The sequence below is a fragment of the Streptomyces sp. M-16 genome, from assembly GCF_052114405.1.
GTDB lineage: Bacteria > Actinomycetota > Actinomycetes > Streptomycetales > Streptomycetaceae > Streptomyces.
The window spans coordinates 1-21,743 of record NZ_JBFRER010000129.1 but is presented as its reverse complement, the minus strand read 5'-3'; the positions used below and the strand labels follow the sequence as shown (position 1 = coordinate 21,743).

Annotated in this window: 17 protein-coding genes; 10 read left to right on the top strand and 7 right to left on the bottom strand. The window is 73.7% G+C overall.

Annotated elements, in window-relative coordinates:
• From AB4039_RS35935 to AB4039_RS35925, 3 genes are all read left to right on the top strand, one after another.
• Positions 1 to 603, top strand: a 603-nt coding sequence (locus AB4039_RS35935) for a hypothetical protein (protein WP_442272727.1), incomplete at its 5' end; no start/stop codon positions are given.
• Positions 604 to 791: 188 nt separating this feature from the next.
• Entirely contained in the window at positions 792 to 1,571 is a 780-nt protein-coding gene (locus AB4039_RS35930) for an ABC transporter ATP-binding protein (RefSeq protein WP_266843146.1), read from the top strand.
• The gene (locus AB4039_RS35925) at positions 1,571 to 4,132 is read left to right on the top strand and encodes an ABC transporter permease (RefSeq protein ID WP_266843148.1); all 2,562 of its coding nucleotides are present in this window, start codon (positions 1,571 to 1,573) and stop codon (positions 4,130 to 4,132) included. The genes AB4039_RS35930 and AB4039_RS35925 overlap by 1 nt, the downstream gene beginning before the upstream one ends.
• 87 nt (positions 4,133 to 4,219) lie before the next feature.
• Here AB4039_RS35925 and AB4039_RS35920 read toward each other — a convergent pair whose 3' ends face one another.
• The gene (locus AB4039_RS35920) at positions 4,220 to 5,227 is read right to left on the bottom strand and encodes a TauD/TfdA family dioxygenase (RefSeq protein ID WP_266843150.1); all 1,008 of its coding nucleotides are present in this window, start codon (positions 5,225 to 5,227) and stop codon (positions 4,220 to 4,222) included.
• Positions 5,228 to 5,465: 238 nt separating this feature from the next.
• Here AB4039_RS35920 and AB4039_RS35915 point away from each other — a divergent pair, with 238 nt between their 5' ends.
• Positions 5,466 to 6,242, top strand: a complete 777-nt coding sequence (locus AB4039_RS35915; protein WP_266843152.1) for a 4'-phosphopantetheinyl transferase family protein — start codon at positions 5,466 to 5,468, stop codon at positions 6,240 to 6,242.
• Positions 6,243 to 6,389: 147 nt separating this feature from the next.
• Positions 6,390 to 6,971: a hypothetical protein gene (locus AB4039_RS35910; protein ID WP_266843154.1), complete on the top strand. Its 582-nt coding sequence runs from the start codon at positions 6,390 to 6,392 to the stop codon at positions 6,969 to 6,971.
• Positions 6,972 to 6,986: 15 nt separating this feature from the next.
• On the opposite strand, the gene AB4039_RS35905 is transcribed toward AB4039_RS35910, so the two are convergent.
• Together AB4039_RS35905 and AB4039_RS35900 are read right to left on the bottom strand one after the other, a co-directional pair.
• Complete coding sequence (locus AB4039_RS35905) at positions 6,987 to 8,828, bottom strand: BTAD domain-containing putative transcriptional regulator (RefSeq protein ID WP_442272726.1); 1,842 nt, start codon at positions 8,826 to 8,828, stop codon at positions 6,987 to 6,989.
• Between the two features lie 167 nt (positions 8,829 to 8,995).
• On the bottom strand, positions 8,996 to 9,445 hold the full coding sequence (locus AB4039_RS35900) for an Lrp/AsnC family transcriptional regulator (protein WP_266843156.1): 450 nt from the start codon (positions 9,443 to 9,445) through the stop codon (positions 8,996 to 8,998).
• A 129-nt stretch (positions 9,446 to 9,574) separates the two neighbouring features.
• Between AB4039_RS35900 and AB4039_RS35895 the strand changes: the two genes are divergently transcribed.
• Positions 9,575 to 10,576 carry an asparaginase gene (locus tag AB4039_RS35895; protein WP_266843158.1) on the top strand — a complete coding sequence of 334 codons (1,002 nt, stop codon included), beginning with the start codon at positions 9,575 to 9,577 and terminating at the stop codon, positions 10,574 to 10,576.
• 139 nt (positions 10,577 to 10,715) lie between these two features.
• On the opposite strand, the gene meaB is transcribed toward AB4039_RS35895, so the two are convergent.
• From meaB to AB4039_RS35875, 4 genes are read right to left on the bottom strand one after another with little or no spacing between them, the layout of a single operon-like run.
• Entirely contained in the window at positions 10,716 to 11,702 is a 987-nt protein-coding gene (gene meaB / locus AB4039_RS35890; RefSeq protein ID WP_442272725.1) for a methylmalonyl Co-A mutase-associated GTPase MeaB, read from the bottom strand.
• 11 nt (positions 11,703 to 11,713) lie between these two features.
• Positions 11,714 to 13,900 carry a methylmalonyl-CoA mutase gene (gene scpA, locus AB4039_RS35885; RefSeq protein WP_266843161.1) on the bottom strand — a complete coding sequence of 729 codons (2,187 nt, stop codon included), beginning with the start codon at positions 13,898 to 13,900 and terminating at the stop codon, positions 11,714 to 11,716.
• Positions 13,897 to 15,762 (bottom strand): methylmalonyl-CoA mutase family protein, encoded by a 1,866-nt coding sequence (locus tag AB4039_RS35880; protein ID WP_442272724.1) that lies wholly within the window; start codon positions 15,760 to 15,762, stop codon positions 13,897 to 13,899. Before AB4039_RS35880 ends, scpA begins: the two co-directional genes overlap by 4 nt.
• A 24-nt stretch (positions 15,763 to 15,786) precedes the next feature.
• Positions 15,787 to 17,007 (bottom strand): ROK family transcriptional regulator, encoded by a 1,221-nt coding sequence (locus AB4039_RS35875; RefSeq protein ID WP_266843165.1) that lies wholly within the window; start codon positions 17,005 to 17,007, stop codon positions 15,787 to 15,789.
• A gap of 1,067 nt (positions 17,008 to 18,074) precedes the next feature.
• On the opposite strand from AB4039_RS35875, the gene AB4039_RS35870 reads away from it, so the two are divergent.
• Genes AB4039_RS35870 through AB4039_RS35855 form a run of 4 tightly spaced genes read left to right on the top strand, consistent with a single transcriptional unit; the run spans position 18,075 to position 21,593 of the window.
• A complete protein-coding gene (locus AB4039_RS35870; RefSeq protein ID WP_266843167.1) occupies positions 18,075 to 19,052 on the top strand; it encodes a TauD/TfdA dioxygenase family protein in 978 nt (325 codons plus the stop codon).
• 53 nt (positions 19,053 to 19,105) lie between these two features.
• Positions 19,106 to 19,663, top strand: coding sequence for an NADPH-dependent FMN reductase (gene ssuE, locus AB4039_RS35865; RefSeq protein ID WP_266843169.1), 558 nt, complete (start codon positions 19,106 to 19,108; stop codon positions 19,661 to 19,663).
• A 44-nt stretch (positions 19,664 to 19,707) separates the two neighbouring features.
• Positions 19,708 to 20,763, top strand: a complete 1,056-nt coding sequence (locus AB4039_RS35860; protein WP_266843170.1) for an ABC transporter substrate-binding protein — start codon at positions 19,708 to 19,710, stop codon at positions 20,761 to 20,763.
• A gap of 8 nt (positions 20,764 to 20,771) precedes the next feature.
• Positions 20,772 to 21,593 (top strand): ABC transporter ATP-binding protein, encoded by an 822-nt coding sequence (locus AB4039_RS35855; protein WP_266843171.1) that lies wholly within the window; start codon positions 20,772 to 20,774, stop codon positions 21,591 to 21,593.
• Positions 21,594 to 21,743 lie beyond the last annotated feature (150 nt).

The window sequence follows — 21,743 nt, the reverse complement described above, 5'->3', positions numbered from 1 at the left end:
CCGCACACCCCCGCCCCCGGGGCCCGTGCCGTGGCCGCCGGGGTGCTCGCGGTCGCACTGCTGCTGTCCGTGGGCGCCCTCGTCGGCGGCGCGCTCCAGGACTTCCTCGACCGGATGGCCGGGGTCTTCGCGCTGGTCGCGCTCTCGGTCTCGGTGATGCTCGGCCTCGCCTCCGTCTTCCGGGACGTCCTCACGCCCGGCCGGCGCCGGCTCGCCCAGCTCCTGCACCGCGCCGCGGGCCTGGCCGGGGTCGGCTTCCTGCTCGTCCACATCGGCGTCAAGGTGGCCGGGGAGGAGATCGCGGCGAGCGACGTCCTCCTGGGCAGCGGGGACCTCCTCGTCGACCTCGGTTCCCTGGCCGCCCAGCTCTTCGTGCTCGCGTTGATCACCGGCCTGTGGCGGGGCGTCTTCGCCACCCGCCGCTGGATCCGCCCCTTCCGGATGCTGCACGGGCTCGCCTACGCCGGCTGGGTCGCCGGGGTCGTCCACGGACTCGGCGCCGGCCGGACCCCCGCCCCGTGGGTCACCGCCTGTTACGGCCTGTGCCTCGCGGCCTCCGCCGCGGCCCTCGTCCACCGCTGGAGGAGGGGCCGCCGCCGCTGAATCCTCCCGCGAACGTCCCTTTCCGGCCGCAGGCACCCAGCCCGCGGCCGGAAACCCGTACCCCGGGGCTTTTTGAGTAGAGGGAATATAGAACCGCCGTCCAGCATCGGTGGTGTTGCATCCGCCACATCTTGCGGATGAGGCTGCTGACATTCCCCCCTCAAAAGCTTTGGAAGGACTGGTCGCGCATGAGGACCGAGACGAACAGCCGCCGCGGGCAGAACGGCGCCGGGTCCCCGGGGTTCGCGCTGCGCCTGGACGGAGTCGTGAAGGAGTACGGAAAGGCCGGCCGGGGCGTGCGCGCGCTGGACGGGGTCTCGGTGGGCATCGAGCGCGGTTCGTTCACGGCCGTCATGGGACCCTCCGGTTCCGGCAAGTCGACGTTCCTGCACTGCGCCGCGGGCCTCGACAAGCCGTCGAGCGGTTCCGCGTACATCGGTGACACCGAGCTCGGGGGAATGAACGAGACCCAGCTGACGAAGCTGCGCCGCGAGCGCATCGGTTTCGTCTTCCAGGCGTTCAACCTCATCCCGGCGCTGTCGGTACGACAGAACGTCGAGCTGCCGCTGCGCCTGGCCGGCGAGCGCCTCGACTCCGGCTGGCTGGAGGAGATCCTCACGCGCGTGGGCCTGGGCGGCCGTGCCACCCACCGCCCCGCGGAGCTCTCCGGCGGCCAGCAGCAGCGGGTGGCGATCGCCCGCGCCCTGATCACCCGCCCCGACGTCATCTTCGGCGACGAGCCGACCGGTGCCCTCGACACCGTGACCGCCAAGGAGATCCTCTCCCTGCTGCGCTCCTGCGTCGACGAGACCGGTCAGACCGTGGTCATGGTCACCCACGACCCGGTCGCCGCCTCCTACGCCGACACCGTCCTCTTCCTCGCCGACGGCCGGATCGCCGACCGCATGCAGGCCCCCACCGCCGACCGCGTCGCCGACCGCATGACCCACCTGGGAGCGTGGGCCTGATGCTGCGTTATGCGTTGCAGACCCTGCGCGCCCGCAAGGGCGGCTTCATCGGGGCGTTCCTCGCCCTCTTCTGCGCGGCCGCGCTCGTCACGGCCTGCGGCATCCTGCTGGAGACCGGGCTGAGGGGGACCATCGGCACCGAACGCTACGCCGGCGCCCCGGTGATCGTCGGCGGCGACCAGAACGTCCACCAGGTCACCGTCAAGCAGAAGGGCGACAAGACCAAGACGAAGAAGAAGGAGAAGCCGCTCGGCGAGCGCGTCTGGCTGCCCGCCGACACCGTCACCAAGGTCGCCGCGCTGCCCGGCGTCCGGGCGGCGCTGCCGGAGATCACCTTCCCGGCGTACGCGGTCACCCCCAAGGGACAGGTCGTCCCGGGCGTCGACGACAAGCCCTCCTTCGGACACGCCTGGACCTCCGCGCCCCTGACCCCCTTCACCCTGGCCGAGGGCGCCGCCCCGGTCGGCGCCGACGAGGTCGTCGTCGACCGTGAACTGGCCCGGCGGGCCGGCATCAAGCCCGGCACCGAACTGACCGTCCAAGCCACCGGCTCCCCGCGCGTCTACCGGGTCACCGGCATCGCGGCCCCCGCCGGCCACGACCTCAAGCAGCAGACCTCGCTGTTCTTCTCCGACGCCGAGGCCGGGCGGCTGTCCGGCCGCGCCGACCAGGTCGCCGTCGTCGGAGTGCTGCCCAAGGAGGGCGTGTCCACCGCGGAGCTCGCCGGCCAGGTCCGCCAGGCCCTCGACGGCACCTCCGCGGAGGTGGTCACCGGCGGCGAGCGCGGCCCGGTCGAGTTCCTCGACGCGGCCAAGGCCCGGATCAAGCTGGTCTCCATGGGCGGCGCCATCGGCGGCACCTCGCTGCTCGTCGCGATCCTCGTGGTCGTCGGTACCTTCGCCCTCTCCATCCAGCAGCGTTACCGCGAACTGGCCCTGCTGCGCGCCATCGCGGCCACCCCCAAGCAGGTCCGCCAGCTCATCGGCCGCGAGGCGCTGATCGTCGGCGCCCTCGCCGGTGTCCTCGGCTCGATCACCGGCCTGCCCATCGCCTACTGGCTGCACGGCAAGTTCGTCGGCTTCAAGGCGATCCCCGACACCCTCGAAGTCACCTTCAGCGTCTTCCCGTTCTTCGCCGCCATCGGCGCGGCCCTGCTGGGCGCCTGGGCCGCCGCCCGGATCTCCGCCCGCCGCACCGCCCGCATCCGTCCCGCCGAGGCCCTGTCCGAAGCGGCCATGGAGCAGCGGAACTTCGCCTGGGGCCGGCTCGGCGCCGGCGCCGCGTTCCTGGCCGGCGGGATCGTGCTGCTCGCCGTACTCGCCGCGCTGCGCAGCGAGCCGGCGTCCACCCCGGTGACGTTCCTGTCGGTCGTCGTGCTCTCGGTGGCGGTCTCCCTGCTCGGGCCGCTGATCGCCCGGATCGCGGTCGGCGTCCTCGGGGTCCCGCTGCGGGCCTCCCGGGTCGGCGGCTACCTGGCCACGGCCAACGCCCGCGCCAACACCAAGCGGGTCTCCGCGGCGGTCACCCCGCTCGCCCTGCTGATCGGCATGGCCTGCACCGTCTTCTTCGTGCAGACCACGATGGGCGCGGCGGCCACCGCCCAGGCCCAGGCCGGCAACAAGGCCGACTGGGTCGTCGGAGCGGCCGGCCCCGGCGTCCCGGCCCAGGCCGCCGAGAACCTGCGCAAGGTCCCCGGCGTGTCGGCGGTGACCGAGGTCGTCCGCACCTCCGTGCGCGTCGGCCTGGAGAAGTACCCGGCTCAGGGCGTCTCCACCGAGGGCCTGACCCGCACCTGGGACCCGGGCGTCACCGGCGGCACCCTGGACGGCTTCGGCGCGCAGAGCGTCGCGCTCAGCGACGTGGCGGCCGACAACCTGGGCAAGAAGCCCGGCGACAAGCTGAAGCTGACCCTCGGCGACGGCACCGAGACCGAGCTGACCGTCGCGGCCGTCTACGACCGCGGCCTGGGCTTCGGCGACCTGACGATGTCCCACGAGCTGGTCTCCAAGCACGTCGACAACCCGCTGGCCTCCTCGCTGCTGGTCAAGACCGCCGACGCGGGCAAGCCCGGCCGCGCCGACCTCCAGAAGGCCCTGGCCGGCCTGCCGGGCGTCGGGGTGCTCGACCGCGACCAGGTCAAGGACCTGCAGGCCGAGGTCCAGCAGTCCAACGCCGAGGTGAACTACGTCGCGATGGGCCTGATCATCGCCTTCACCGCCATCGCCGTGGTCAACACGCTGGCCATGTCGGTGTCCGACCGCACCCGCGAGTTCGCGCTGCTCCAGCTCGTCGGGACCACCCGGCGCCAGGTGATGCGCATGCTCCGCATCGAGGCGGCCCTGGTGATCGTGATCTCCTCGGTCCTCGGCACCGGCATCGCCTTCGCGGTGCTCACCGCCTTCAGCATCGGGATGACCGGCTCCGCGTCCCCCTCCATCGACGGCTGGATGTACCTGGGCGTCCTGGGCTTCGCGGCGCTGCTGACCGCCCTGGCCACGCTGGTCCCGGGCCGTCTGGCCCTGGCGGGCCGGCCGGCGGACGTCATCAGCTCACGGCAGTAGGCACCACGACGGCCGGAGGGCCGGCCCCCGCAAGGGGCCGGCCCTCCGGCCGTTCCTACCGGCTCTCGAAGAGCGGTGGGCGGCACGTCAGTTGAGCACCGCGCCACCGCCCTTGCGGTCCACCCGGCTGCGGCGGTGGTCCAGGTGGGCGTACACCCGGTGGAGCCACCGGTCCTGGCCGTCGTATCGAGGGGTGAAGGAGGTCCGGCCGTGTACCGCGAGCCGGTTGTCGACCACCGCGAGGTCCCCGACCCGCAGGGCCAGCGCGGACATCGTCCGCATGAGGGCCTCGCGCAGCTCGCCCATGGCGGCCTTCGCCTCGTCGTCCAGCGGATGCGTCGCGGCGAAGTCCACCAGGATGTTCGGGTCCTGGGGGTCCCCGACGAGCACCGCGTGGGCGGGGGTCACCGAGTTCAGGTCGCCGAAGGACGGCGGCGGCTCGGTGAGGAACCGCGGCGCGGCCAGTACGGACACGGTATGGGCGGACAGCAGCGGAAGGGCCCGCCGGATCGAGGACGTGCACAGCTTCGCATCGCCGGTCGGGTCCTCGCGGACGCAGAGCAGGCCGACGTAATCGGGCTTGTTGTCATGGAAGGCGTTCTCGACGTGCAGTTCCAGCAGGACGGAGCCGGCATTGCTCTGGGAACTCTCGCTCCCCGGAACCGGGACGACGTTCTGGACGAGCGCGCCGGTCTTTTCGCTGCGATAGGCGATGACCTCCCCGAGCTGGAGCATGGCCGCCGTGACCAGAGCCGACGCCACGGCCGGCACCCGTTCCACGGAACCGGGCACGGTCGGCGTCTCCGGCAGCGGGTCGTTCGCGACCACCGGCACGTTGCGCAGCAGCAGCACCCCGTCGGGGCCGGCGTCGTGACGGAACCGGCGCAGCGCGGCCAGTACCGAACGGGGCAGCGCCGACGAGGCGTCCCGCACGGTGTCCAGCCAGGCCGGATCGTCGATCAGGGCCGGGGTGGCCCGCAGCACGTCGGTGGCGACGGCGATCAGCCCGGTGCGCTCGGCGTCGGTGAGCGTGAGGGCGTCCGGGGTCGTGCCGGTCGCGGGAAGGGTAAGGGTGTGTTCCTGAATCCGCGGCATGAAGAAATCCTCGGGTTGATGAACGGTGACCCGAGTCAGTTTCCGGACCTGTCCTATCCCATTCCTATGGGAAAGGCTTCCGAATGGTCCGCGTATCCGTGTATAGGCGGGAAATAGTTGCCCACCGCATGGTTATGGGGCGGCTTTGTCTACGGTTTCCCCGGAGAAATCCCGGAGAATTCCTGCCGACTGGCGCACGTCCCGCACCATCCGACGGGGGAGTAGAAGGGAGGACTTCATGGCATCAGGCACGGAAGGCCACGCCCATGGCACGGCGATGGCCGTCGCCGACGCCCTCGGCGCACGGGGGGAGGCCCACGTCTGGTGGTGGCGTACGCCGGAACACACCGATCCGGCCGATCTGCCACTGCTGGACACGGAGGAGTTCCGGCGGGCGCTGTCCCTGCCCGCCGAACGCGATGCCGCCGCCTTCGTCCGCTCCCGCGCCGCGGCCCGCCGGGCCCTCGCCGGGCTGTTCGGTCTGGGGCCCGGGGACATCGCCCTCGGCCGGCGCTCCTGTCCCGGCTGCGGCGACGGCAGTCACGGCCCGCCGAAGCTGGTCGTCCCGGACCTGGGTCTCCCGCTCAGCATGAGCCGTACCGCGGGCTGCGGGATCTTCGCCCTCGGCGCGGGAGCCTCGATCGGCGTGGACGCCGAGTCGGTGCGTCCGGTCCGCGGTTCGGCGACCACCGACGCGGACCTCACGGCCGCGGAACGCGACCACCTGGCGGCGCTCCGCCCCGGTCCCGAGCGGGACGCGGCCTTCTACCGGATCTGGACCCGCAAGGAGGCCGTGGTCAAGGCCACCGGACTCGGGTTGTCCGGAGTCGAACTGGGCCTGCTGGAAACCCATCCGGGCCGCGAGGGTCCGGTCCGGGTCACCCACACCCACCGTGGCCGGACCACCGCCTGGACCGTCGAGGACCTCCGGCTCCTGGACGGCGTCGCGGTGGCGCTGGCCCGGCCGGCGGGACCCGCCGCGCACGGACCCGTGCACCACCACACCGACCACTGAGCCCTCCCCGACCGCACGCACCGCACCGACACCGGCGGTCACCCCTGCGCCGGTCACCTCTCCGCCGGTCACCGCCCTGAACGTCACCGCTCCGACCGTCATCGTCCCGTCCGTCCCGGTACCGCCTCAGCGAAAGGCCGTAGAGCCATGACCATCGAGTCCTTCTTCCCCGTGGAACAGCTGATCGCGGAGAACGCCTTCCAGGCCGCCTCCACCGCCGAAGCCCCCTCCGGTACCCCCGCCTTCGACTCGCCCGGGCAGCTGCTGGGCCTGGGTTCCGAGGACCTCGCCGCGTACTTCGAGGCGATCGCGGAAGCCGTGGAGCGGGACGACCCGGGCCCGGCCGCGCGCGGCGGCTGGGAGGAGCGGGAGCGGCTGCGCTTCTCCACCTGGGTCCGCCGGGTCTACGAACACCCGCTCTCGCCGGCCGTCTTCGCGCTCCCGGTCACGGGTGTCATCCGCGAGTTCCAGCTCGGCCAGGCCGCGGAACTCGCGTTCCGCATCGACGTCGGCCGGGCCCGGGCGAAGGCCGCGAAGCCGTCCGCCGAGGTACGGGCCACGGCCGCCGTGGCCTCGGCCTGGGCGATCGCCGCCGACGCGCTGTCCCGCTCGCCCCGGCCCCCGCGCGAGCGGGTCGTCGGCGACGTGTGGACCATCGTCCGCGAGACCATCGAGCCGGCCCTGCGGCCCACGGGCACCTTCCACCTGCGGTCCCACAGCTCGTGGTGAGCACCGCGGGGTGACTCACCGCACCGCGGAGGGGAAGGCGTCCCGGGTGGTCAGGGAGGCCGCCAGCAGCCGGACCAGGTCGTTCCACCGGTACAGCGGCCGGCCTTGGGAGTCCAGCCCGGACAGTTCCAGCAGGGCGCGGTCCACCAGGGTGTCCAAGGCCGTCTCCGCCTCCTCCTCCGCGGTGCCCAGCACCAGCGCCGCGTACTGGGCGCAGAAGGGTTCCGCGTCCCCGTCCGCGAGCCCGGTCAGTGCGGCCAGCTCCGGCTCCTCCAGTCGCCGTACGGAGTGCACCAGGGCCTCCCGCACGCTCACGTCGCCGTAGGACAGCTCGGCCAGCCGGGTACCGGGGTCGGCGAGCCGGGCCGCGAGCCGGGCCACCGGCCAGTGCGGGCGCGCCGCGAGCCGGGCCCCGGTGACGTGCAGGGCCAGCGGCAGGCCGGCGCAGTACGCCACCAGGTCGTCGGCCGCGTCCGGGTCCGCGTCCAGCCGGCCGCGCCCCACCAGCGAGGCGAGCAGTTCCAGCCCCTCCTCGTCGTCCACCAGGGCCAGCGCGGTGGTGTCCGCGCCGGCGACCCGGGCCAGCCGGGCCTGACTGGTGATCAGCACCGCCGACTCCGGGCCCCCCGGCAGCAGCGGGGCCACCTGGCGGTCGCCCACGGCGCCGTCCAGGACCAGCAGCAGCCGGGCGCCCGAGGTCCGGGTCCGGTACAGCCGGACCAGTTCCTCCAGGTCCCCGAAGGCGGCGGCCGGAGGGGGTTCGCCGAGGGCGCGCAGCAGCCGCACCAGCACCTCGGCGGGCTCCTTCGGGGCGCCGTCCGGGTGGCAGAGCTCCACGAAGAGCTGTCCGTCGGGGAAGTGCGCGGCGCAGTCCTGGGCCGCGCGCACCGCCAGCGCCGTCTTGCCCGCCCCGGCCATGCCGGTGATCAGCAGCCGGCGCGGGCGGCCGTCCTCACGGCCCAGCCTCGCGCGCAGCCCGGCCAGTTCGGCCCGGCGGCCGGTGAACTCCCCGTACGGCGCGGGCAGCATCGCGGGCACCGCCCGTGCCGCCGCCGCGCCCGGGGCCGCGGGGTCCTGCGGGGCGTCCGCGGTGGCGGGCGGGGAGCCGGCGGAGGCGCCCAGTCCGAGGCCGCCGCCGAGCACCGCCTGGTAGGTGGACCCGAGCGCCTCGCCCGGGTCCACGCCCAGCTGGTCGGCGAGGACCGCGCGCCCCTCGTAGTACGTGTGCAGCGCGTCGGCCTGCCGCCCGCAGCGGTACAGGGCCGTCATCAGCTGGGCGCGCAGCCGTTCCCGTACGGGGTGCTCGGCGACCAGTCCGGTGAGCTCGGCGGTGACCTGCTCGTGGCGGCCGACGGCGAGGTCGGCCTCGATCCGGCTCTCCAGCGCGATCATCCGCGCCTCCTCCAGCCGGGGCAGCTCCGCCTCGATCATCTGCTCGGTCGCATTGGCCAGCGCGGTGCCCCGCCACAGGTCCAGGGCGTCGCGCAGCAGCGTGCCCGCCTCGTCGAAGCGGCGGTCGGCGAGGGCCTCGCGGCCCAGGCGGTCCAGGCGGTCGAACTCGGTGAGGTCGATCCACGCCCCGGGTGCCCGCAGCACGTAGCCCGGCTGCCGTCGGACGATCTTGATCTCCGGGCCGAGGTGCTTGCGCAGCCTCGACATGTACGTGTAGATCTGCGCGCTGGCCGTGGCCGGCGGGTCCCACCCCCACAGGAGGGCGCTGAGCCGGGCATCGGAGACCACGCGTCCTTCGGACAGCAGTAGCGCCGCGAGCACCGTATGGACCTTGGAACCGGAGAGCGGGATCGTACTGCCGCCTCCCCGTTTGGCCTCGATCGGCCCGAGCAGCCGGAAGTCCATGCGGCACCCCCTTCTGGTGTGAGCATCCGTTCTGGATTCCAGAAGCTAATGGGGGGCCTTATTGGAGGGTTATCGCCGCGCGCCCGGCTTCCGGCGCGGGGCGATATGCGCAGGTCGCCAGGGGTGGGGCGGGGACCCGGCCGGGGTGCGGAGCAGCCGGCGCGGCGTCAGACCGGCAGCCCGGTGGGCTCCTTGACGCGCTTCATGATGATCTGGGAGTTGACCTCGGTGATCCCGGAGAGCGCCGTGAGCCGCTCGATCCAGAGGCGTTCGTACGCGCGCAGGTCGGCGACGGCGATGCGCAGCAGGCAGCCCGGACTGCCGAAGAGGCGGTAGGCCTCGATGACGTCGGGAATGTCCTGGAGCGCCGCCTCGAAGGCCTCGACGGCCTCCCGGTCCCGTTTGACCTCGACGGACACCAGCACCTCGAACCCGCGCCCGACGGCCTCCGGGTCGATCACGGCCCGGTAGCCCTGGATCACCCCGTCCTGCTCCAGCTGGCGCACCCGGCGCATGCAGGGGGAGGGGGTCAGACCGACCCGCTGGGCCAGTTCCTGGTTGCTGAGGCGGCCGTCGCGCTGGAGCTCGCGCAAGATTTCGTGATCGATGGCATCCATGACGCAATTATCGTCCACAGTTTGTTGCAGGTGCGCCGAAACGCGCAATCGCATTGCGCGTAGATCTCACTATCATTGCCGGGTATAGGAAATCTGTACGAGACCTACGCGAGGGAAGGTGGCCAGGCCATGGGACGCATCGTCGTCATCAGCACCGGCGGGACGATAGCCAGCCGGTGGATGGGCTCCGGCTTCGCCGCCGAGGCCGACGGACGCGAGGTGATGGCGACCGCCCCCCTGCCCGAGGGAGTCACCGTCGACGTCGTGGACCTGTTCAGCGTGAACAGCCCCCGGCTCACCACCGCCCACCAGCTGACCCTCCTGCGCACCGTCCACGAGGTGCTCGCCGATCCCGGCGTCGACGGCATCGTCGTCACGCACGGCACCGACACCCTGGAGGAGTCGGCCTTCCTCGTCGACCTGCACCACCACGACGCGCGCAGCGTCGTGTTCACCGGCTCGCAGCTCCCCATGGGCTCCGCCGAGGGCGACGGTCCCGGCAACCTCTACGACGCCCTGCTCACCGCCGCCACCACGCGCGGACTCGGCGTCCTGATCACCTTCGCCGGCCGGGTGCACGCCGCCCGGGGCACCGTGAAGACGCAGGCCGTGGCCCTGGACGCGTTCGCCGACCCCTCCAAGGAGCTCCTCGGCAAGGTCGGCTTCGGCAAGGTCGCCGTGCTGCGGGGCCCGCAGCGGCCGGCCCCGCTTCCGCTGCCCGCGATGCCGGAGCTGCCGCCGCGCGTGGACATGGTGATGCACCACGCCGACGGCGACCCGGTGCTGCTGAACGCCGCCGTCGAGGCGGGCGCCAAGGGCATCGTCCTGGTGGGCACCGGCGCGGGCAACGCCACCCCGGAGATCGTGGACGCGGTGGCCGCCGCCGTCGCCCGCGGGGTCCTGGTCGCGCTGACCACGCGGGTCGCGGCCGGTCCCGTCACCGAGATCTACACCCACGGCGGCGCGGTCGACCTCGTCGCCGCCGGAGCCGTCCCGACCGGCACCCTGCGGGCCGGCCAGGCCCGGATCGCGGTCCTCTCCGCGCTGCTGGCCACCCCCGAGCCGGCCGAACGGGCCCGCGTCCTGCACGAAGTGCTGGGCGCCGCGGACTCGGTACTGATCGACGCGTAACGGCCGGGACGGCACGAGGCGCGGGCGCGGGGGCGTGACCCCCGCGCCCGCGCCTCGTCGGGCCCGGAGGCCCGCGCCTCGTCGCGACGCCCGCGGACCCGACGGCCCGACGCACGCGGACCTGACGCGCGCAGGACCGTCAGCCGCGGCCGAACGCCGACAGGATCCGGTCCGCCGCCGAGGTGGCGGTGACGGTACCCGCCCGTACCCCCGCCTCCAGCTCCGGAGCCAGCTCCCGTACCGCCGGATCGGCCCGCAGCCGCTCCAGCAGTTCCTCGCGGACCATCGACCAGGTCCATTCCACCTGCTGCGCCGCGCGCTTGGCCGCCAGCCGGCCGCCCGCGTCCAGCAGCGTCCGGTGCTGTTCGAGCCGGTTCCAGACCTCGTCGAGCCCCGCCGACTCCCGCGCGCTGCACGTCAGCACCGGCGGGGTCCAGGCGGCGTCCGCCGGGTGCATCAGCCGCAGCGCGCCCGACAGTTCCCTGGCCGCCGCCTTCGCGTCGCGCTCGTGGGGGCCGTCCGCCTTGTTCACGGCCAGCACGTCCGCCAGCTCCAGGACGCCCTTCTTGATGCCCTGCAACTGGTCGCCCGTACGCGCCAGCGACAGCAGCAGGAAGGAGTCCACCATCCCGGCGACCGTGGTCTCCGACTGGCCCACGCCCACCGTCTCGACGAGGACCACGTCGTACCCGGCCGCCTCCATGACGATCATCGACTCACGGGTCGCCTTGGCGACCCCGCCCAGCGTCCCCGCGGAGGGGGACGGCCGGACGAACGCCGCCGGATCGACGGCGAGCCGCTCCATCCGCGTCTTGTCGCCGAGGATGGACCCGCCCGTCCGGGTGGAGGACGGGTCCACGGCCAGCACCGCCACCCGGTGGCCCAGCCCGGTCAGCATCGTGCCGAACGCGTCGATGAAGGTGGACTTGCCCACCCCCGGAACCCCGCTGATGCCGATCCGCCGGGCACTGCCCGCGTGCGGCAGCAGCCGCGTCAACAGGGCCTGCGCCAGGGTGCGGTGATCCGGCCGGGTGGACTCGACGAGAGTGATCGCCCGCGCGATGTGCGCGCGCTTCCCGTCGAGCACGCCCTTCACGTACACGTCGATGTCGATCTTCGGGGGCATCCGCGCGGCGCCTACAGCTCGTGGCCCAGGTCCGCGGCCAGCCGCGTCACCAGGTCGTGGGCCGCGTCCGGAATGACCGTGCCCGGCGGGAACACCGCCGTCGCGCCCATCTCCAGCAGCGTCGGCACGTCGGCCGGCGGGATCACCCCGCCCACCACGATCATGATGTCCTCGCGCCCCTCCTCCGCCAGCTGCTCGCGCAGCGCCGGTACGAGGGTCAGGTGACCGGCCGCCAGCGACGACACGCCCACCACGTGCACGTCCGCCTCGACGGCCTGGCGGGCCACCTCCGCCGGGGTCTGGAACAGCGGGCCGACGTCCACGTCGAAACCCAGGTCGGCGAAGGCCGTCGCGATCACCTTCTGGCCGCGGTCGTGCCCGTCCTGGCCCATCTTGGCGACCAGGATGCGCGGACGGCGGCCCTCGGCCTCCTCGAACCGGTCGACGAGCGCTCGGGTGCGCTCCACGGACGGGGACTCGCCTGCCTCGGTGCGGTACACACCCGAGATCGTACGGATCTGGCTCGCGTGCCGCCCGTACACCTTCTCCAGTGCGTCCGAGATCTCACCGACCGTGGCCTTGGCGCGCGCCGCGTCCACCGCCAGGGCGAGCAGGTTGCCCTCCCCGCTGCCGGCCGCGTTCGTCAGCGCACGCAGGGTGTCCTGGGTGCGCGCCTCGTCGCGCTCCTCGCGCAGCCGCCGCAGCTTGGCGATCTGCTGGGCGCGCACCGAGGAGTTGTCGACCTTGAGCACCTCGATCTGCTCGTCGCTCTCCACCCGGTACTTGTTCACGCCGATCACCGGCTGCCGGCCGGAGTCGATCCGCGCCTGCGTACGGGCGGCGGCCTCCTCCACCCGGAGCTTCGGGATGCCCGCGTCGATGGCCTGCGCCATGCCGCCGGCCGCCTCGACCTCCTCGATGTGCTGCCAGGCCCGCCGCGCCAGGTCGTACGTCAGCTTCTCGACGTACGCGCTGCCGCCCCACGGGTCGATCGACCGGCAGGTCCCCGACTCCTGCTGCAGCAGGAGCTGGGTGTTGCGGGCGATGCGCGCCGAGAAGTCCGTCGGCAGCGCCAGGGCCTCGTCGAGGGCGTTCGTGTGCAGCGACTGGGTGTGCCCCTGGGTCGCCGCCATCGCCTCGATGCACGTACGCGTGACGTTGTTGAACACGTCCTGGGCGGTCAGCGACCAGCCCGAGGTCTGCGAATGCGTGCGCAGCGACAGCGACTTGGCGTTCTTCGGGTCGAACTGCTTGACCAGGCGCGCCCACAGCAGCCGGGCCGCACGCAGCTTCGCGACCTCCATGAAGAAGTTCATGCCGATCGCCCAGAAGAACGACAGGCGCGGCGCGAACGCGTCCACGTCCAGGCCGACCGCCTGACCGGCCCGCAGGTACTCCACCCCGTCCGCGAGCGTGTACGCCAGCTCCAGGTCGGCCGTCGCCCCGGCCTCCTGGATGTGGTACCCGGAGATCGAGATCGAGTTGTACCGCGGCATGTTCTGCGAGGTGAAGGCGAAGATGTCGGAGATGATCCGCATCGACGGCTTCGGCGGGTAGATGTAGGTGTTGCGGACCATGAACTCCTTGAGGATGTCGTTCTGGATGGTCCCGGCGAGCTTGTCGGGCGAGACGCCCTGCTCCTCCGCCGCCACGATGTAGAGGGCGAGGACCGGCAGCACCGCGCCGTTCATCGTCATCGACACCGACATCTTGTCGAGGGGGATCCCGTCGAACAGCTGGCGCATGTCGTAGATCGAGTCGATCGCCACGCCCGCCATGCCGACGTCACCCGTCACGCGCGGGTGGTCACTGTCGTAGCCGCGGTGCGTCGGCAGGTCGAAGGCCACCGACAGGCCCTTCTGACCCGACGCGAGGTTGCGCCGGTAGAAGGCGTTGGACTCCTCCGCCGTGGAGAAGCCGGCGTACTGCCGGATCGTCCAGGGCTGGTTCACGTACATCGTCGGGTAGGGGCCGCGCAGGTACGGGGCCACACCCGGGTACGTCGCCAGGAAGTCCAGGCCCTCCAGGTCCCGCCCCGTGTACAGCGGCTTCACGCCGATGCCCTCGGGGGTCTCCCACAGCAGGTCGGCGGCCGCGGTGCCGGTGGACTCCTTCACCGCGGAGCGCCACCGCTCCTCGGACACCCCCCGGGCGGCCGTGGGGCCGAGCGGCAGCTCGGAGAAATCGGGGATGCTCAAGACGGCACTCCCATCCGGTCGAGTACGGAGGACAGCACGGCGACGGCGTCACAGCCGGCGAAGACGTACTCGTCCACGGAAGCCTCTGCGGTGCCCGGCCGGCCGGCGAGGAAGACGGTCGTGGCCCCCGCCGCGCGCAGCGCCCCGGACACCGCCGCGGCCTGCTCCTCGTACAGCGCGTCGCTGGAGCAGAGCACGGCCATGCCGTCCGCGCCGCTCGCCGCGTACGCCTCGGCGGCCGTCGCCGGATCCACCGACACCGGGTCGTGGACCGGTTCGATGCCGCCCGCCTGGAACAGGTTCGAGGCGAAGGTGGCACGGGCGGTGTGCGCCGCCGCCGGACCCAGCGCCGCGAGGAAGATCCGCGGCCGGGCGCCGGTGGCGGCCAGGTGCGCGTCGCTGCGGGCGCGCAGGGCCTCGAAGGCCTCGTCGCGCCGGACGCGGGGGAGCCCGCCGGCCGGGCGCTCGGGCGCCGCTTCGCGGACCACCGGCTTCTCCGACAGCAGCGGGAACTCGCTGACGCCGGTGATCGGTTCGCGGCGCGTGGCCAGCTTCTTCGACCGCGCGGCCCAGGTGGCGGCGAGCCGCTCCGCGACCAGCCCCGAGCGCAGCGCTGCGGCCTGCCCGCCGGCCCGCTCCACGGTCCGGAAGAACTCCCAGGCGGCCTCGGCCAGTTCGTCCGTGAGCCGTTCCACGTAGTACGAGCCGCCGGCCGGGTCGATCACCCGGGCCAGGTGCGACTCCTCCAGCAGCACGGTGGAGGTGTTGCGGGCGATCCGGCGCGCGAAGGCGTCCGGCAGGCCCAGCTCGCTGTCGAAGGGGAGCACGGTGACGGAGTCCGCGCCGCCCACGCCCGCCGCCATGCAGGCGACCGTGGTGCGCAGCATGTTCACCCACGGGTCGCGCCGGGTCATCATCACCGGCGAGGTGACGGCGTGCTGCCGCTGGGCGCCCGCCTCCGGAGCCCCGCAGGCCTCGGCGATCCGGGCCCACAGGCGTCGGGCGGCGCGCAGCTTGGCGATGGTCAGGAACTGGTCGGCGGTCGCGGCGTAGCGGAACTCCAGCTGCCCGAGGGCGGCTTCGGTGGTGAGACCGGCGCCGGTGAGGGTCCGCAGGTACGCCACCCCGGTGGCCAGGGACAGCCCCAGCTCCTCGGCGGCCGAACCGCCCGCCTCGTGGTACGGCAGGGCGTCCACGGTCAGCGCGCGCACGCCGGGCCAGGAGGCGGCCGTCTCCCGGGCCAGCTCGACGGCGGGCGCCTGGTCCAGGGCCTCACCGGTGCGTGCCTCGTGCCCCAGCGGGTCGATGCCGAGGGCGGCGCGCGCGTCCTGCGGGGCCACCCCGCGCTCGGCGTACAGGGCGAGCAACGCCCGTGCGGCGTCGGCGTACTCGGCTCCCGGGTCCAGGACCACGGGCGCGAGGTCGAGGTAGACGCCCTCCAGTGCCCGCGCGAGGCCGTCGGCCGGCAGACCGCCCCGGCCGACGGTCAGCCAGAGGGAGGTGGTGCCGTTCTCGAGGTCGGCGAGGGCCGCCTCGTTGATCCGTACCGGGTCGCTGCCCGCGAACCGCTGGCGCACGTCCCAGCCGGAGGCGCCGGTCCCGGCGGGCGTCCCGCCGCGCACGAAGGGCGCGAAGCCCGGGAAACCGGTGTCGGGGCCGTCCCCGTCGGGGCGTGCCGTGTACAGCGGGCGGGTGATGAGCCCGTCCTCAAGTGTGGTGGACAGCGCGTCTTCCGCCGCCTCGCCGGATACTTCCTTGCCCGACTTGCGCAGTACGCCCTCGACGAGGCGTTGCCACTGCTCATGTGTCGTTTCGGGAAATTCGGCGGCCAGGGAGAGCCCGTCGTCAGGCAGGACCGTCATGGCTCGAATGCTAGGGGGGCCCGCTTAAGCGAGACCATAACCGCCGGATGTGATCTCGCACTCCCAGGTCAGCCCGGCCGGGTCCCGGAACAGCGGGTCCAGCAGCACCGTCGCGGCGGCCTGCGGGAGCACGGCCGGACCGGCGTGCGGGGCGATGATCCGCGCGGGATCGTCGCACACGTGCGAGCGCTCGACGGCGGCGGAGCGGATCTCGTCCAGGTAGCCCTCGTGCAGTACGCCGGACAGTTCGGTGACGACCATCACGGCCGGGTTGAACACGTCGAGCAGCAGCGCCGCGGCCCGTCCGACGTCCCGGGCCCGCTCGCGCAGCAGCCGGTCCGCCCGGGGGTCGCCGGCCGCCGCGGCGTCGACCAGGAGGGGGACGGACGGATCGGGCACGATCCCGCGCCGCACGGCCTCGGCGCCGAGCGCGGTGTCGGAGGCGGCCGCCTGGAGGCAGCCCGTACGTCCGCACGCGCAGACGGCCCCGGACCCGGGCACCGGCAGGTGCGCCACGTCGCCCGCGGCGGAGCCGGGCCCCTGGTGGACCGTGCCCTCGATGCCGAACGCGGCGTCGACGACGTTGCCGATGAACAGGTGCACCAGGCTCCGGCGGGCCGCCGGATGCCCGAAGAGGACCTCGGCCCCGGCGACGGCACGGGCGTGGTTGTCCACGTGCACCGGCAGGCCGAGGGCCTGTGACAGCTCGGCGGCCAGCGGCCGCTGCCGCCACCCGAGCGCCGGATGCCGTACGACGGTCCCCGCGTCGGGCCGGACCCAGCCGCCGAGTGCGGCGCCGACGCCGAGGAGGGGCCGGCCGCCGGTGGCGTGCTCCCGCAGGAAACGGCCGAGTTCCGCCGCGATGCGGCCGGAAAGGGCCGGGTCCCGCGGGTCCCGGTGCGGGAAGGCGCGGCGGGCCAGGACCTGCCCGCGCAGGTCGACGAGGCTGAAGGTGGAGGCGGGCACCCCGATGTGCAGCCCGGCGGCGACGGGCCCGCCGACGGCCCCGGTGTGCAGGTCCAGCGGGATCCGGGGCCGGCCGGAGGCGGCACGGCCGGCGGGGTCGGGCAGTTCGCGCAGCAGCCCGGCGCGGAGCAGGCCGGTGGTCTGCCGCGACACCGCGGCGGGGCTCAGCCCGCACAGCGGGGAGATCCCGCTGCGGGCCACGGGCCCGTGATCGAGCACCGTCCGCAACACGGAGGCGGCATTGGCGACCCCCCGCCGGTCCCCGGCCATTCGCGTCATCCCCCGATCATGCCGGACCCCGCGGGGCGGGGGGACACCGTGGCCGCAGGCGCGGGCTGCGGGGGTCCGGACTTCGTGCTGCGTCCCGCGGTGCGGTGCGGGACCGGGTCCGGGGCGGCCCGTCCCGCTCCGACCGTGGTGCCCGGGGGCCGGGCAGGGGCCCCGGAGCGTGGGCCGCGCGTGGTGCGTGGCGGTGGCATTGCGGGGCCGTGAAATCCAGCCATGGTTTTCGGCCGCCGTTGGGTGGGGAAAGGCCAGGTCAGCGCCGGTGCAGGGGGTTCGGGGCCGGGTGTGGGGCGGGGGTTGACCCGCGACGGGGGCGCTGACAGGCTCCGGGTCATGACCGCGAACGTCCACCTCGCCCCGCGGCTCTGCACCCCCGGCCCCTGTCCCACGCCGGACCGGTGTCCGGGCCTCTGTTGCTCCTGACCCGCGCCCCGGGCCCCGGAGCCCGCTCCGGCGGGCCCGGCCCCGGCCCGTACGCGGCAGGGCCGTCCCCTCGCCGGAGCCGGCCCTCCGGCCGGTAGCGTCCGGGACCCCGGATCGGCCGTCCTGCCCCGTCCGCCCGGCGGACCCCGCCTCGACGGCCCGTTCCCTCGGGGGACCGGGTCCGGCGGGCCCGTCGGCCGGTTCCCCAAGGGGCTCGGACCGTGTCGGGGGCGGCCCGGGGGACCCGGTTCGGCGGGACCGTCCTCCCGATCGGCGCCTCGGCCCGCGCACTTCACGCCTCCGCTCCCGGCCCAACGGCCCGGTTCCCCCGACGGATCCGGACCGGACCCACGGTGCGGGGACCCCCGGTCCGGCAGGCTCGCTCTGCCGCCCGCGGGCTCCGGCCCGGGGGACCGGGCCTCGGGGCCGGGGCCTCCGGCCGGGCTGCCGACCGTTACGCGGGCGGGGTCCGGGGCCCGCTGTCCCGGGCGCCGGACGACGGCCGGGGAAGCCGGGCGCGACCCGCCGAGCCCGACGGGCGACCCTCCAGGAGCAGTTCCGATCCGTGGCGCCCGTATGCCTCGGCTCATTTCTTCCGCAGCGGAAATAAATCCACCACCGACACCCCAGGAGTTCCCGTGACCACGCTCACCGCCACCACCACCGCGACCACCGCCACCACCGTCACCAAGCTCGGCGGCCGCATCGGAGCCGAGATCGGCGGCGTACGGCTCGGCGGGGACCTCGCACCCGAGGCCGTCGCCGAGATCCGCACCGCCCTCCTCGCCCACAAGGTCGTCTTCTTCCGCGGCCAGGACCACCTCGACGAGGCCGGCCACGAGGCCTTCGCCCAGTTGCTCGGCACGCCGGTCGCCCACCCCACCGTCCCCTCCGCCGACGGCCGTTACGCCCTCGGCATCGACTCCCACCACGGCGCCCGCGCGAACCAGTGGCACACCGACGTCACCTTCGTCCCCGCCTATCCCGCCTTCTCCATCCTCCGCGCCGTCACCGTCCCCCCGTACGGCGGCAACACCCTCTGGGCCAACACCGCCACCGCCTACACCCACCTCCCCGAGCCGCTCCGCGCCCTCGCCGACGGCCTGCGGGCCGTCCACTCCAACGAGTACGACTACGCCGCCCTGAAGCCCGACGCCCTGCCCGAGGCGCTCGCCCAGTACCGCGAGGTCTTCACCTCCACGAAGTTCCTCACCGAGCACCCGGTGGTGCGCGTCCACCCCGAGACCGGCGAACGCACCCTGCTCCTCGGCAACTTCGTCCAGCGCGTCAACGGCCTCACCGGCCGCGACTCCCGTACCCTCCTGGACCTCTTCCAGGCCCACATCGAGAGCCCCGAGAACACCGTCCGGTGGCAGTGGCGGGCCGGCGACGTCGCGATCTGGGACAACCGCGCCACCCAGCACTACGGCGTGGACGACTCCGACGACCACGAGCGCACCCTGCGCCGCGTCACCGTCGACGGCGACGTCCCGGTCGGCCCCGACGGGGTGCCTTCCCGCCTGATCAGCCCCGAGACCGTCCCGGCCCCCTCCTTCGGCATCCCCTCCGGCGCGTCCGGCGACGCCGGCGTCTCCGGGGCAGCCGTCTCCGCCTGATCCCCGCCCCCGCCGGGCCGCCGCCCGGTCCGCCCTCCGCCCGAGGAGCCCCCGTGCCCAAGCTGCTCGCCCTCACCGGCAGCCCCTCCACCCACTCCCGCACCGCCGTCGTCGCCGACCACGTGCTGCGTCGGCTCTCCCACTCCGGGTTCGAGACCGCTCACCTCGCCGTACGCGACCTGCCCGCCGCCGACCTCCTCGCCGCCCGCCGCGGCGAGCCGGAGATCCGCCGGGCGCTCGAAGCCGTCGCCGAAGCCGACGGCCTGGTCATCGCGACCCCGGTCTACAAGGCCTCGTACACGGGCCTGCTCAAGGCCTTCCTCGACCTGCTCCCGCAGGACGGCCTGGCCGGCAAAACGGTTCTTCCGCTCGCCACCGGCGGCAGCCTCGCCCACGTCCTGACCATCGACTACGCCCTGCGCCCGGTCCTCGCCGCCCTCGGCGCCCGGCACGTGACCGCCGGCCGGTTCGTCCTGGACTCCTCCGTCGAGCGCGGGGCCGGTCCCGACCGGCTGCTCCCCGAAGCGGAACTGGACCTCTTCCAGGCCGTCGACGAGTTCTCCGACGCCCTGAGCGCCTCCGGGGCCACGGCCCTCAGCCCGGCCCCCTGACCCCGAGCCCCCGACCACCCCGCAGCCAGCGACAAGGATCCGCCATGCCCGCAGCCCCCACCCCGACCACCCGCTCCCGGCGCCAGTTCCTCACCCTGCTCGGCATCTCGGCGGCCGCGGTGAGCTGCGGCACGGCCACCGCGACCGGCGGGTCCGCCTCCGGACCCGCCGCCGCACCCGGCAAGCAGATCACCGCCCTGAAGTACCAGGGCGCGGTCGGCGCCGTCACCCTTCCCGAACTCGCCGCCGACCTCGGCTTCCTCGGCGGCCTCACCCTGGACTGGGTGGGCAACACGATCAGCGGCCCGCAGGACATCCAGTCCGCCGCGACCGGTCAGACCCACTTCGGCGGCGCGTTCAACGGCGCGGTCGTCAAACTCGTCGCCGCCAAGGCCCCGGTGAAGGCCGTGATCTCGTACTACGGCTCCGACAAGGAGACGAACCTGGGCTACTACGTCCTGGAGGACAGCCCCATCCGTTCCCCCCGCGACCTGATCGGCAAGAAGGTCGGGATGAACACCCTGGGCGCCCACGCGCAAGCCCTCCTCGACATCTACCTGAGCCGGGGCGGCCTCTCGCGCGCCGAGTCCGACAAGGTCGAGGCCCTGGTCATCCCGCCCGTCAACACCGAACAGTCCCTGAGGCAGAAGCAGATCGAGGTCGGCGTCCTCAGCGGGGTGCTGCGCGACAAGGCCGTCGCGGCCGGCGGCGTCCGCCCCCTGTTCAGCGACTTCGACCTGCTGGGCGCCTTCAGCGGCGGCACGTACGTGATGACCGAGCGCTTCATCAAGGAGAACCCGGACACCGCACGGACCTTCGTGACGGGCGTGGGCAAGGCCATCGACTGGTCCCGCACCACACCCCGCGAGGAGGTCATCGCCCGGATGACGGAGATCGTCCGCAAGCGCGGCCGCAACGAGGACGCCTCGACCCTGAAGTACTGGCGCTCGTACGGGGTCGCCGCGCCCGCGGGCCGGATCGAGGAGAAGGAGTTCCAGCTCTGGATCGACTGGCTCGCCGAGCGCGGCGAGGTCAAGAAGGGCCGACTGCGCGCCGCGGACCTGTTCACCAACGAGTTCAACGGCAACGGGAAGGGCTGACGGCCACCATGGCGAAGATCGTGTTCGAGTCCGTCACCAAGACCTTCCCCACCAAGGACAAGAAACGGAAAGAGGAGTTCACGGCTCTCGACGGGATCGACCTGGAGATCGGCGCGGGGGAGTTCGTGGCCGTCGTCGGCCCCAGCGGCTGCGGCAAGTCCACCCTCCTGGACCTCCTCGGCGGCCTCACCCGCCCCACCTCGGGCCGGATCCTGCTCGACGGCGAACCGGTCACCGGCCCGGGTCTGGACCGGGGCATCGTCTTCCAGCAGTACGCCCTGCTGCCCTGGCGCACCGCGCTGGGCAACGTCGAGTTCGGACTGGAGGCCACGGGCGTACCCCGTCGGCAACGGGCCGCGAGGGCGAGGGAGTTCCTGGAGCTGGTCGGCCTCAACGGATTCGAGGACCGCCACCCGCACGAGCTCTCCGGCGGCATGCGCCAGCGGGTCGCGATCGCGCGCTCGCTGGCCTACGACCCGGACGTGCTGCTGATGGACGAGCCGTTCGCCGCCCTCGACGCGCAGACCCGCGAGTCCCTCCAGGACGAACTGCGCCGCATCTGGCAGCGCACCGGCAAGACCGTCGTCTTCATCACGCACGGCATCGAGGAGGCCGTGTACCTCGGCCAGAAGGTGGCCGTCATCACCTCCCGGCCGGGCAGGGTCAAGGAGGTCGTCCCGGTCTCCTTCGGCGACCGGGCCGCCGCTGCCACGGGCGAGGACCTGCGCTCCAGCCCGGAGTTCGCCCGCTACCGCCACGAGATCTGGACCCTGCTCCACGACGAGGTGGCCCGCGCCCAGCGACTGGAGAAGGAAGAGGCCGCCGCATGAGCACCGACACCCGCAGGGCACAGCCCACCACCGCCGTGGARGCGGCCCCGGCCCCGGCGCCTGCCGTGGAGGCGGCCCCGGCCCCGGCGCCTGCCGTGGAGGCGGCCYCGGYCCCGGCGCCTGCCGTGGAGGCGGCCCCGGCCCCGGCGC